Below are 14,338 nucleotides of genomic sequence, written 5' to 3' on the forward strand. Positions count from 1 at the left end.
GAGGAGCTGCTGGCCGGGGTATGGGCCCAGCTTCTGGGTGTGGACCGGGTGGGCGCCACCGACAACTTCTTCGAACTCGGCGGACACTCCCTGCTCGCCACGCAGGTGATCTCCCGCATCCGGGACGTGTTCGGAGCCGACGTCTCCGTGGCGACGATGTTCGATCAGGCCACCGTGCGGGACCTCGCCGACGCGGTTGAGGGCACCGCGCGGGGCCTGGTCGTACCGCCCGTGCGGGCTGTCGGCCGCGACCAGGTGCTGCCGTTGTCGTTCGCCCAGCAACGACTCTGGTTTCTGGACCACTTGGAGCCCGGCTCGACCGAGTACAACCTGCCGTTGCCCATCCGGCTGGACGGGGCGCTCGACGTGGCGGCGCTCGGGGCGGCTCTGGACGCTGTGGTGGCGCGGCACGAGGTGTTGCGCACCCGACTCTCCGACGACACGGACGGAGTGGCGTACCAGGTGATCGACCCGACCTCGGAGATCCCGATGCCGGTGGTGGATGTGTCCAGTGGCGACGATCCGCTGAGCGCGGCCGAACGGCTGATCGCGCAGGACACGACAGCCCCCTTCGATCTGGCGACCGGGCCCTTGATCCGGGCCGTGCTCATCCGACTGGCCGCCGACGAACACGTCCTGGCTCTGTCGATGCACCACGTTGTCTTCGACGAGTGGTCGGGCAGGATCCTGCGGCGCGAACTGGGCGCTCTGTACGAGGCGTTCCGGGCCAGCGAGCCGGATCCGCTGCCTCCGCTGCCCGCGCAGTACGCGGACTTCGCGGTGTGGCAGCGTGAGTGGCTGGCCGATGACGTGTTGGACAGCCAACTCGACTACTGGCACGGCAAGTTGGACGCGCTTCCGGTGCTTGAGCTGCCGACTGATCGCCCCCGGCCGCAGACGCGCTCCTCGGAGGGCGGGGCGACCGGGTTCACTGTCCCGGCGGAGACCGCGAAGGCGTTGCGGGCACTGTCGCGTGCGAGCGGCGCCACGATGTTCATGACGCTGCTGGCCGCCTTCGACGTGGTGCTCGGCCGCTACTGCGGAACGGACGACGTGGTCGTGGGCACCCCGGTCGCCAACCGGAACCGCGCCGAGACCGAGGACCTCATCGGCTTCTTCGTCAACACCCTCGTCATGCGCACCGATCTGTCCGGCGACCCGTCCTTCGTCGAACTCCTCGACCGTGTACGGGAAACCGCACTGGGCGCCTACGCCCACCAGGACCTGCCCTTCGAGCAGCTGGTGGACGCGCTGGTGACCGAACGGGATCGCTCCCGCACACCGCTCTTCCAGGTCTTCTTCAACTACGCCATGGAGGACCCGCGGGACGGCACGAATCTGCTGGAACAGGGTGACGGCCGGCCGAGGAGCGAGGTGCGGATCAAGGGCGCGGACACGGCGCCGCGGGACACCTTGTTCGACCTGACGCTGAGGTTCGGCGACGCCGGCGAGGGCGAACTCTCGGGCGAGATCGAGTACAGCACCGCACTGTTCGACCCCGCGACGGCGGAGCGGCTGGCCCGGAGCCTGGTCGCCGTACTCGACGCAGTCGCCGACGACGCGGGACAACGCGTGGCTGATGTGCCGTTGGTGTCGGTGGGTGAGGTTGAGGTGTTGGTGGGGCGGGGTCGTGGTGCGGAGTTGGTTTTGCCTGGGGTGGGTGGGGTGCATGAGCTGATTGCCGGGCGGGCGGCCGTGACTCCGGATGCGGTGGCGGTGGTGTCGGGTGATGTGGCGTTGTCGTATGGCGGGTTGATGGTGCGGGCGAGTCGGCTTGCTCGTCATTTGCGGGGGTTGGGGGTTGGGGCGGAGTCGGTGGTCGGGCTGTGCCTGGAGCGTGGTGTGGATTTGGTGGTTGCGGTGGTGGGGGTGTGGTTGTCGGGGGCGGCGTATGTGTCGCTGGATCCGGATTATCCGGTGGACCGGCTGGGGTTCATGCTCGCCGACAGCGGTGCGGGTGTGCTGGTGGGACATCGGGATGTGGCCGGGGGATTGGGGCTTGAGGGCGCTGTGGGGGCTGTGGTCTGGCTGGATGACCCGACTGTCCAGGGGGTTTTGGAGGAGCTTCCGGCTGAGGCGCCTGAGGTGTCGGTGGTTCCTGATCAGTTGGTGTCGGTGATTTATACGTCGGGGTCGACGGGGCGGCCGAAGGGTGTGTGGGTGTCGCATGGGGCGTTGGTGGGGGTGTTCGGGGGGTGGGAGGTTGCTCATTTCGGTGTGGGGGTGGGGTTGCGGTGGTTGACGGTGGCGAGTGCGAGTTTTGATGTGTTTTCGGGTGATGTGGTGCGGGCGTTGTGCTCGGGTGGGGTGTTGGTTGTGGGGCGGGTTGGTTTGCAGGTGGATGTGGGTGAGTGGGTGGGGGTGTTGGAGGGCGCGGGGGTGAATGCGCTGGAGTGTGCGCCGCGGTATGTGGATGAGCTGGTCGGTTATGTGGAGCGGGGGTGTGAGCAAGGGCTGGGGCGGGTGTGGTTGGGGGATTTGCGGTTGGTGGTGGTGACGACGGATGTGTGGCGTTGGGGTGGGGTGGTGCGGGCGCGGTCGGTGCTGGGTGGTGGGGTGCGGTTGCTGACGGGTTATGGGGTGACGGAGGCGGCGGTCGACTCGACGTTCAGTGAACTTGGTCGGGTGGGTGCGGTGGATGGGCCGGTGCCGATTGGTGGGCCGTTGCCGAATACGCGGGTGTATGTGCTGGACGAGCGCCTTGGCCCGGTGCCGGTGGGGGTTGCTGGTGAGTTGTTTATTGCGGGTGGTCAGTTGGCGCGTGGGTATGGGGGGCGTGCGGGTCTGACGGCGGAGCGGTTTGTGGCGGATCCGTTCGTGGGTGATGGTTCGCGGATGTATCGGTCGGGTGACCGGGTGCGATGGCTTGTGGACGGGGAGCTGGAGTTTCTCGGGCGGGCGGATGAACAGGTCAAGGTCCGCGGTTACCGCATCGAACCCGCCGAAATCGAAACGGTTCTGGCCGGCCACGACGGGATCCGGACCGCGATCGTGGCGGCAAGGGGCGCCGAAGCGGATCGTCGACTGGTCGCCTACCTCGTACCGGCGGCACAGGACGAGGGCATCCCGTCGGTGGGTGATCTGCGAGCGTACGTCGGTGCGCGACTGCCCGACTTCATGGTCCCGTCGGTGTTCGTCGAACTCGACGAACTGCCCCTGACCCCGAACGGGAAGGTCGACCGGGCCGCGCTGCCCGAACCCGACGGCATACGCCCGGACCTCGACGGGTTCCAAGCACCCGCCACCGCCACCGAGGAACTGCTCGCCGGAATCTGGGCACAGGTCCTCGGCGTCGACCGGGTCGGCACCCACGACAACTTCTTCGAACTCGGTGGACACTCGCTGCTCGCCACCCAGGTCGTCTCCCGCATCCGCACGGTGTTCAGGGTCGAGGTACCCCTCTCCGCGTTGTTCGACCGGCCCACGGTCCGGGACCTGGCCTCGGTGGTCGAGAACTCGACCAAGGGGATCCCGATGCCGCCCGTCACACGGGTCGGCCGCGACGAGCCCCTGCCGCTGTCGTTCGCTCAGCAGCGCCTGTGGTTCCTGAATCAACTGGATCCCGGCTCACTGGAATACAACGTGCCGCTGCTGGTGCGGTGGCCGGGCGATCTGGACGTCGAGGCACTTGTCGCCGCTCTCAGCGGAGTGCTTGCGCGGCACGAGGTGCTGCGCACCCGGCTGGTGGCCGACGCCGCCGGAGTCGTCCACCAGGTCATCGACCCGCCGGCCCCGATTCCGCTCTCGGCCACCGACGTGTCCTGGTACGCCGACCCGGTGTCGGCCGCGCGGGAACTGGTGGCGGCGGAGGTGATGACGCCGTTCGATCTGGCGGCCGGGCCCCTCATCCGCGCCACGCTCATCCGGGTCGCCCCCGACGAGCACGTGCTGACGCTGGCCATCCACCACGTGGCTTTCGACGAGTGGTCGGTGCGGATCCTTCGCCGTGAACTCACGGCACTGTACGAGGCGTTCCGCGCCGAGGAGGCGGATCCGTTGCCGCCGCTCCCGGTGCAGTACGCCGACTTCGCCGTCTGGCAACGCGAGTGGCTGACCGGAGAAGTACTCGACGAGCATCTCTCCTACTGGCGCCAGCAGTTGAGGGAACTGCCCGCACTCGAACTCCCCACGGACCGACCTCGTCCGGCCGTTCGGTCCCCCGAGGGAGCGGTCACCGAGTTCACCGTTTCAGCGCACACTGCTGACGCCTTAAGGGCGCTGTCCCGCAAGAGCGGCGCCACGATGTCCATGACCCTCCTGGCCGCCTTGAAAGTGCTCCTTGGCTGGTACGCCGGCACGGAAGATGTGGTGGTGGGCACGCCGGTGGCGAACCGGAACCGGGCCGAGACCGAGGACCTGATCGGGTTCTTCGTGAACACGCTGGTGCTGCGGACCGATCTGTCCGGCGACCCGTCCTTCAAGGAGTTGCTCGGACGAGTACGGCACGTCGCCCTGGCCGCCTACGCCCACCAGGACCTGCCCTTCGAACACCTCGTGGACGACCTGGTCGTGGAACGGGACCGGTCCCGCACCGCGCTCTTCCAGGTGTTCTTCAACTACACGCCTGACGGGAGCGCCCACGGCGCGGACCATGAGGCGCGCGACGACACCGGCGCCGACGGATCCGCGCTGGCCGCGCTGACCACGACATCGGTGAACTTCGACCTGTCACTGATGCTGGGAGACCGCGACGGCGGCTTGGCAGGGGCGATCGAGTACAGCACTGCGCTGTTCGACGCGGCGACCATGGAGCGAATGGCTGAGCATCTGGTCGCGGTGTTGGAGGCCGTGGCAGGGGATGCGGGGCGGCGTGTTGGTGAGTTGCCGGTGCTGGGTGCGGGTGAGCGGCGGCGGGTGGTCGAGGAGTGGAATGAGGTCGTCGAGCCGCTGCCGGGTGTGGGTGGGGTACATGAGCTGATTGCTGCGCGGGCGCTGGGCGGCCCGGATGCGGTGGCTGTGGTCGCTGACGGTGGGGTGTTGACGTATGGCGGGTTGATGGCCCGTGCCAACCGGCTGGCGCATCGTCTGCGGGGGCTCGGTGTCGGCGCGGAGTCGGTGGTGGGGCTGTGCCTGCCGCGTGGGGTCGACATGGTCGTGGCGATGCTGGCGGTGTGGCAGGCGGGTGGCGCGTATCTGCCGCTGGATCCCGAATACCCGGTCGAGCGGTTGGAGTTCATGCTGGCCGACAGTGGGGCGCAGGTGCTGATCAGGCACAGGTCGGTGGCCGAGGTGGCCGAGGTGGCGGGGATGGCCGACGGGCTGTCGGTGGAGTCGGTGGTGTGGCTGGACGACCCGGCTGTTACCGATGGGCTGGCGTCCACGGCGCCTGAAGTGTTGGTCCGGGGCGATCAGTTGGCGTATGTGATTTATACGTCGGGGTCGACGGGGCGGCCGAAGGGTGTGCAGGTCGCGCATCGCAGTGTGGTGGGCATGGTGACCGCCTTGGCTCCGGTGCTGGAAGCCGGTCCGGGTGGGCGGGTGCTGCAGTTCGCGTCGTTCAGTTTCGACGCGGCGGTGCTGGATGTCGCGGTGACGCTGGCCTCGGGTGGCGCGCTGGTGGTGGCGAGCAGCGCCGAGCGCACCGCTCCCGAGGTCCTGACCGGAATGATCGGGGCGCAAGGCGTCACGGCGGCCAGTGTGGTGCCCTCCCTGTTGGGCGTCCTGAGCCCGGACGAGGTGTCCGGTATCCAGACGCTGCTGCTGGGCGCGGAACGTTTGACCCAGCCGGTGGCCCGGGCCTGGGCGGCGGACCGCCGACTGGTGAACACCTACGGCCCCACCGAGGCCACGGTCATGGTCACCACCGGCGCGGTCGACCCGGACGCGGCCGTGGCCCCGCCGATCGGCGCCCCGGTGGCGAATGCCCGCCTTTATGTCCTGGACGCGCGGTTGAATCCGGTCCCGGTCGGGGTGGCGGGCGAGGTGTTCATCGCCGGCCCGCAGGTAGCCCGCGGCTACCGCGCCCAGCCCGCCCTGACCGCGGAACGCTTCCTGCCGGACCCCTTCACCGCCGACGGCACCCGCATGTACCGCTCGGGCGACCGGGCGCGCTGGCTGGCCGACGGACAGCTCGACTTCATCGGCCGCGCCGACGATCAGGTCAAGGTCCGCGGCTTCCGGATCGAACCCGGCGAGATCGAAGCCGTCCTGACCACCCACCTCCAAATCCGCAACGCCGTCGTGACGGCATTCGGCGACACCGAAGACCGTAGACTCGTGGCCTACCTGGTCCCCGCCGACGCGGCGGAGGGCATTCCGACGGTCCCTGACCTGCGAGACCACGTCCAGCGGAGTCTGCCGGCCTTCATGGTCCCGGCCGTGTTCATGGAACTGGCCGCGCTGCCTCTCACCCCCAACGGCAAACTCGACCGTGCCGCCCTGCCCGAACCAGACGGAGCGCGCCCGGAGTTGGACGAGTTCGAGGCAGTATCCGGGGACGTCGAGGAAGTGTTGGCGCGTCTGTGGGTGCAGCTGCTGGGTGTGGAGCGGGTCGGGGCCACGGACAACTTCTTCGAGCTGGGCGGGCATTCGCTGCTCGCCACTCAGGTGATCTCCCGGATCAGGGAGCTCTTCGAGCTCGACATACCGCTGGCCGTGCTGTTCGACCAACCGACCGTGCGAGGTCTGGCAGCCGTCGTCGAAGAGCGCATCTGGTACGAGGTCGAGCACATGTCAGAAGCCGAAGTGCTGCAGAGCCTGGACGTCCACGAACAGGGCGCAGAGTCTGACGAGAACGGGGTTTCCTCATGACCATGTCCCCTGCGGAGTTCCTGGAGGGGCTTGAGGGCAGAGGCGTCCGCTTCAGCGTCGTCGACGGCCGGCTCAGGTTGTTCGCGCCCAAGGGTGTGCTCACGGATGATCTCCGCGGCCGCCTTCAGGGCTTCCGCGACGAGATCATCGAGTTGCTGACCGACCGTGGGCCCGAACGGAACACCGGTCATGGACCTCAGATGACGGTCGCGGACCGGGCCGAGCAGCTGCCGTTGTCCTTCGCGCAGCAGCGGCTGTGGTTTCTGGACCAGCTCGATCCGGGCTCGGCCGAATACAACGTGCCCATGCCGGTACGCCTCGGCGGCACGCTGGACGTGGCGGCGCTGAACGCCACCCTGAGTGCGATCGTGGCACGCCACGAAGTCCTGCGGACCCGGCTCGTGGCCGACGTCGACGGCGTACCGCGTCAGGTGATCGACCTGCCCGCGCCCATTCCGCTGCCGGTGGCCGACGTGTCCGGCGAGGCGGATCTCGGGGCAGCGGCATGGGTGCTGATGGCGGCGGACGCGGCGCTCCCGTTCGACCTGGCGGGTGGCCCGCTGATCAGGGCCCTGCTGATCCGGTTGGCCCCCGACGAGCACGTATTGGCGCTGTCCATGCACCATGTGGTGTTCGACGAGTGGTCGAAGGGAATCCTCCACCGCGAACTGTCCGCCCAGTACGAGGCGTTCCGTGCGGGTGAGCCGGATCCGCTACCGCCGCTGCAGGTGCAGTACGCCGATTTCGCCGTCTGGCAGCGCAAGTGGCTGGAGGGGGAGGTCCTGGAAGGCCAACTCGCCTACTGGCGAGACAAGTTGGCAGGGGCCTCGCAGCTCGAACTGCCCTCCGACCGCCCGCGGCCCCCCGTATGGTCACCGGCGGGCGCGCAGACGCGTTTCACCGTCCCGGCACGGACCGCGGACGCGTTGCGAGAGCTGTCCCGGCGCAGCGGTGCGACGATGTTCATGACGCTGCTGGCGGCGTTCAATGTGCTGCTCAGCCGCTACGCGGACACGGACGACGTGGTCGTGGGCACGCCGGTGGCGAACCGGAACCGTGCCGAGACCGAGCACCTGATCGGCTTCTTCGTCAACACCCTGGTGATGCGCACCGATCTGTCCGGCGACCCCTCCTTCGACGAACTCCTCGTCCATGTGAGGGACATGGCACTCGACGCGTTCGCGCACCAGGATCTGCCGTTCGAGCAACTGGTCGATGCCCTTGTCACCGAGCGGGACCGATCGCGCAGCCCACTCTTCCAGGTGCTGTTCAACTACTTCACCGAGGACGGGCAGCAGCACCGGGAACGGGAGCAGGGCCGGGACGGGGAGCAGGCCGGGGAGACGGGCCGGTCGCGTGGCCGTGGGGACGCGACCGGCGAGGCCGGCGACACGCGATCGGCCGGCAGCGGGCTGTCGCTCGACAGTGTCGAAGGCGATGTGGTCGCCAAGTTCGATCTGCGGCTGATGTTCACCGATGGCGGCCGTGAGCTGACAGGGGTCCTCGAGTACAGCACCGCGTTGTTCGACGCGACGACGGTGGAACGCATGGCCCGGCATCTGGTCGCCCTGCTGGATGCCGTCGCCGGCGACGCGGGTCGACACGTCGGCGATCTGCCGGTGCTGGCGGCTGCGGAACGAGACGTCCTGGTACGTGTCTGGAACGACACGGCCGCGGCTCTGCCCGCCGTGGGCGGCGTGCACCGACTGATCGCGGAACGGGCGGCCGCCTGCCCGGACGCTCAGGCGGTCATCTTCGACGAAGTGTCGCTGACATACGGCGAGTTGATGGCACGGGCGAACCAGCTCGGCCACTATCTGCGTACCGCGGGTGTTGGTCCCGACACCCTCGTGGGCCTGTGCCTGCCGCGCGGGATCGACATGATCGTGGCGATGCTGGGGGTGTGGCAGGCCGGAGGGGCGTATCTGCCGCTGGACCCGGAATACCCGGCCGAACGCCTCGGATTCATGCTCACGGACAGCCGGGCGACCGTGCTCGTCGGCACCGGCGACATCGTCGACGAACTGCCGGTGGGACGGCTGCGGACCGTGGTCCTGGACGACCCGATGGACCATGCACGGTTGGCCGCCATGCCGACAGAGTCACCCGAAGCGCACATACGGCCGGACCAGTTGGCGTACGTGATCTACACGTCGGGATCGACGGGGCGGCCGAAGGGCGTACAGGTCGCTCACGGCGGTGTGGTGAACTTGGTGCGGGCCCAGGGACGGACATTCGGGGTCACGGCCGGGGACGCGGTCGTACAGTTCGCGCCGTTCGGTTTCGACGCCGCCGTGTCCGAGGTGTGTGTGACGCTCGCAGCCGGCGGAACGCTGGTGGTGGCGACGGCGGAGCAGCGGGCTGAGCCCGAGGCGCTGGCCGCGCTCATACGGGGGCGGAATGTGCGCGTGGCGACTTTGCCGCCGTCGCTGCTGGCCGTATTGGACCCCGGCGACCTGACGGGCCTGCACACGCTGGTGACGGCCGGAGAGCGGCTGGAGGCAGGCGTGGCCGCCGGATGGCGGACCGAACACCGGCTGCTGAACGCGTACGGGCCGACCGAGGCCACCGTGTGCGCGAGCATCGCGACCGTCGATCCCGACGGCCGGGGCGCGCCGCCGATCGGCACCCCGGTCGACAACACGCGGACGTACGTCCTGGACGAGCGGCTGAACCCGGTGCCCGTGGGCGTGGTGGGCGAGCTGTTCATCGCCGGCACGGGGGTCGCTCGCGGCTACGCCCGCCGTCCCGGGCTCACGGCCGAACGTTTCGTCGCCGACCCGTTCGCGGGTGACGGTTCCCGGATGTACCGCTCCGGCGACCGGGTGCGCTGGCTGGCGGACGGGCAACTGGAGTTCCTCGGTCGCGCCGACGACCAGATCAAGGTCCGCGGATACCGGATGGAGCTCGGCGAGATCGAAACGGTGCTCGCAGCTCATCCGGCGATCCGTACGGCCTTGGTGACCACGAACGGCGAGGACGCCGACCGTAGGCTGGTCGCCCACCTCGTGCCCGCCGACCAGGCCGAAGGCATCCCGCCCGTCACCGACCTGCGCGCCTTCGCGGGCGAACACCTGCCCGCCTTCATGATCCCCTCGGTCTTCACCGAACTGGCCGCGCTGCCCCTGACCGCGAACGGAAAGATCGACCGGGCGGCGCTCCCGGCACCCGACGCCGTCCGCCAGCACCTCACGGGCTACGTGGCACCGTCGAGCGTGACGGAAGAACTGCTCGCCGGAGTCTGGGCACAGGTCCTCGGCGTGGACCGGGTCGGCGCGACCGAGGACTTCTTCGAACTGGGCGGCCAGTCACTCCTGGCCACCCAGGTGGTCTCCCGCGTCAGAGAAGTGTTCGGGACGGAAATACCTCTGGCCGCCCTGTTCGACCACCCGACCGTGCGTGCCCTCGCGGCGCTGGTCGAGACCGCTGCGCCGCGCGCCTCGGCACCGCCGATCGTGACGGTCGGCCGGGACCAGGCGCTGCCCCTGTCGTTCGCCCAGCAACGGCTCTGGTTCCTCGACCAGATGGAACCCGGCTCCGCCGAGTACAACGTACCCACGCCCCTTCCCTTGCCCGGCGGCCTGGACGTGGAGGCCCTGGGGAGGGCACTGAGCGGGGTCGTGGCGCGCCACGAAGTCCTGCGGACCCGGTTGGTGGTGGACACCGACGGCGTACCGCACCAGGTCATCGATCCGTCCGAGCCCTTCCCCCTGACGGTCGTCGACGTGTCCGACGGCCCCGAGCCCATGGTCGCCGCCCGCGAGTTGGTACTCGCCGACGCGGTCACCCCCTTCGACCTGTCGGGCGGATCACTGATCCGCGCCACGCTGATCCGAGTCGCGGCGGACGAACACGTACTGGCGCTCGCGATGCACCACGTCGTCTCCGACGAGTGGTCGAGGCTGATCCTGCGTCGCGAACTCACCGCCTGTTACGAGGCGTTCCGCGCGGGTGAGCCGGATCCGCTGCCGCCGCTGCAGGTGCAGTACGCCGACTTCGCGGTCTGGCAGCGGGAATGGCTTACCGGAGAGGTGCTGGAGGCACAACTCGCTTACTGGCGCGCGCAGTTGCTCGACCTGCCGGTCATGGAGCTGCCGACTGACCGAGCTCGCCCGGCGGTGCGTTCCTCCGCGGGGGCGGTGGCCGGGTTCCGGATCGCGCGTGAGACCGCGGAGGCCCTGCGCGCGCTGTCGCGCGAATGCGGCGTGTCGATGTTCATGACGCTGCTGGCGGCGTTCGATGTGCTGTTGGGGCGGTATGCGGGTTCGGACGACGTGGTGGTGGGCACGCCGGTGGCGAACCGGAACCGTGCCGAGACCGAGGACCTGATCGGGTTCTTCGTCAACACGCTGGTGCTGCGGACCGACCTGTCCGGCGATCCGTCGTTCACGGAGTTGCTGGGGCGGGTGCGGGAGTCGGCGTTGGGGGCCTACGCGCATCAGGACGTGCCGTTCGAGCAGCTGGTGGACGAGCTGGTCACCGAACGGGACCGGTCCCGCAATCCACTGTTCCAAGTCCTCTTCAGCTATGTCGCCGGGGAGAACGACGGCGACGATGGCGCTGCCGGTGAGCCCCGCGGTGACGCGGACACCGCGTCCGAGGCGGGGGCCGGCGGCGATACGGGGTCCAGTGGCCTCCCGGTGAAGTTCGACCTGGCAGTGACGCTGGGCGACAGCAGCGATGGCGCGCTGACCGCGACGATCGAGTACAGCACCGCACTGTTCGATGCGGTGACGATTGAGCGGCTGGCCGAACACCTCGGGGTGCTGCTGGGTGCGGTGGCGGAGGATGCGGGGCGGCGTGTTGGTGAGTTGCCGGTGCTGGGTGCGGGTGAGCGGCGGCGGGTGGTCGAGGAGTGGAATGAGGCCGTCGAGCCGCTGCCGGGTGTGGGTGGGGTGCATGAGCTGATTGCTGCGCGGGCGCTGGGCGGCCCGGATGCGGTGGCTGTGGTCGCTGACGGTGGGGTGTTGACGTATGGCGGGTTGATGGCCCGTGCCAACCGGCTGGCGCATCGTCTGCGGGGGCTTGGTGTCGGTGCGGAGTCGGTGGTGGGGCTGTGCCTGCCGCGTGGGGTCGACATGGTTGTGGCGATGGTGGCGGTGTGGCAGGCGGGTGGCGCGTATCTGCCGCTGGATCCCGAATATCCGGTCGAGCGGTTGGAGTTCATGCTCGCCGACAGTGGTGTCGAGGTGGTGGTGGGGCACCGGTCGGTGGCGGGGGTGGCCGCCGGGCTGTCGGTGGAGTCGGTGGTGTGGCTGGACGACCCGGCTGTTACCGATGGGCTGGCGTCCACGGTGCCTGACGTACCGGTACACGGCGATCAGTTGGCGTATGTGATTTATACGTCGGGGTCGACGGGGCGGCCGAAGGGTGTGCAGGTCGCGCATCGCAGTGTGGTGGGCATGGTGACCGCCTTGGCTCCGGTGCTGGAAGCCGGTCCGGGTGGGCGGGTGCTGCAGTTCGCGTCGTTCAGTTTCGACGCGGCGGTGCTGGATGTCGCGGTGACGCTGGCCTCGGGTGGCGCGCTGGTGGTGGCGAGCAGTGCCGAGCGTACCGCTCCCGAGGTCCTGACCGGGATGATCGGGGCGCAGGGCGTCACGGCGGCCAGTGTGGTGCCCTCCCTGTTGGGCGTCTTGAACCCGGATGAGGTGTCCGGTATCCAGACGCTGCTGCTGGGCGCGGAACGTTTGAGCCAGCCGGTGGCCCGGGCGTGGGCGGCGGACCGCCGACTGGTGAACACCTACGGCCCCACCGAGGCCACGGTCATGGTCACCACTGGTGCTGTGGCCCCGGACGTGGCCGTGGCTCCGCCGATCGGTGCTCCGGTGGCGAATGCCCGCCTGTATGTCCTGGACGCGCGGTTGAATCCGGTCCCGGTCGGGGTGGCGGGCGAGGTGTTCATCGCCGGCCCGCAGGTAGCCCGCGGCTACCGCGCCCAGCCGGCATTGACGGCCGAGCGTTTCCTGCCGGACCCGTTCACCTCGGACGGCACCCGCATGTACCGCTCGGGCGACCGGGCGCGCTGGCTGGCCGACGGACAGCTCGACTTCATCGGCCGCGCCGACGACCAGGTCAAGGTCCGCGGCTTCCGGATCGAACCCGGCGAGATCGAAGCCGTCCTGACCACCCACCCCCAAATCCGCAACGCCGTCGTGACGGCATTCGGCGACACCGAAGACCGTAAACTCGTGGCCCACCTGGTCCCCGCCGACCAGGCCGACGGCATACCGGCGGTCCCTGACCTGCGGGAGCACGTCCAGCGGAGTCTGCCGGCCTTCATGGTCCCGGCCGTGTTCATGGAACTGGCCGCGCTGCCTCTCACCCCCAACGGCAAACTGGATCGGGCAGCGCTGCCGCAGCCCGACGGGGAGCGTCTGGGATCGGCGGGGGAGTATGTGGCACCCCGTACAGAGGTCGAGCAGGTACTGGCTGAGGTATGGGTGCAGGTCCTCGGTGTGGAACGGGTTGGTGCCGAGGACAACTTCTTCGAGCTTGGCGGCGACTCGATCAGCAGTATCCGTGTGGTGGCCCGGGCCCGGGAGCTCGGTGTTCACGTGACGGTGGCGCAGTTGTTCGACCACCAGACGGTGGCGGGTCTGGCGTCGGTGGCGTCGGGTGAGAGCACGACGGATGCCGAACAGGGCCTGGTGGTCGGCGACTTCCCGCTGACACCTGTCCAGCGGTGGTTCCTGGAGCGTGAGCAGCCGGAGCCCTGGCACTTCAACCAGTCGGTTGTGTTGCAGGCGACGGCTCAGGTGGACGCGGACGTGCTGCGGGTGGCGGCACGGTCGGTGGTGGAGCAGCATGACGCGCTGCGCTCTCGTTTTGTGCGGGAGGGCGGGGAGCGGGTCGGTCGTGTGGCGGCCGCGGAAGCGGCCGACCTGGTGGCGGTCATCGATGCCCTTGGGGTGGAGGCCGTGGATGAGCCGGCCTTCCTGGAGGCTCGCGCCTCGGAGGTGCAGGCGGGACTCGATCTGCATGAGGGCCCGCTGCTGCGGGTGGCGCTCTTCGACCGAGGGGAGCGGGGTCAGCTGCTGCTGGTCGTTGCCCATCACCTGGTCGTGGACACCGTCTCCTGGCCGATTCTGTTGGAGGATCTGGCGTCAGCGTATGAGCAGGTCGAGCGTGGTGTCGCCGCAGTGGAGTTCCCGGCGAAGACGACGTCTTTCCTGGGGTGGGCGAAGCGGCTCGGCGAGCTGGCGGCGTCGCCGGAGGTTGCGGCCGAGGCTGCTCACTGGCGGGAGGTCGAGGCTGCGGCCGGTCGCTTGCCGCGTGAGTACGAGGGTGCGAATACGGTCGCGTCGGCGAGGCGGGTGTTGGTGGCTTTGGACGCGGGGCGGACGGAGAGTCTGCTGCGTGAGGTGCCGAGTGCGTTCCGGACGCAGATCAATGATGTGCTGCTGAGTGCGTTGGGTGCGGTGTTCACCGAGTGGACCGGGGCGGCGTCGGTCGTGGTGGATGTGGAGGGTCACGGTCGCGAGGATGTGGGCGCTGACATTGACGTGTCGCGGACGGTGGGCTGGTTCACGAGTGTGCATCCGGTCGCGTTGGGCGGCGCCGAGGACGGTGATCTCGGCGCGCTGCTGCG

General features: G+C 69.1%; 2 protein-coding genes. Both read left to right on the forward strand.

The window, feature by feature from the left end; translation table 11 throughout:
* Positions 1-9: 9 nt before the first annotated feature.
* Entirely contained in the window at positions 10-6,750 is a 6,741-nt protein-coding gene (locus ACH492_RS39735; protein ID WP_398994284.1) for an amino acid adenylation domain-containing protein, read from the forward strand.
* Positions 6,747-14,338: amino acid adenylation domain-containing protein (locus tag ACH492_RS39740; RefSeq protein WP_398994282.1), on the forward strand; the 7,592-nt coding region annotated here is incomplete at its 3' end. The genes ACH492_RS39735 and ACH492_RS39740, both read left to right, overlap by 4 nt.

Source organism: Streptomyces sp. NPDC019443 (assembly GCF_044389785.1).
In the GTDB taxonomy this organism is placed as follows: Bacteria; Actinomycetota; Actinomycetes; order Streptomycetales; family Streptomycetaceae; genus Streptomyces.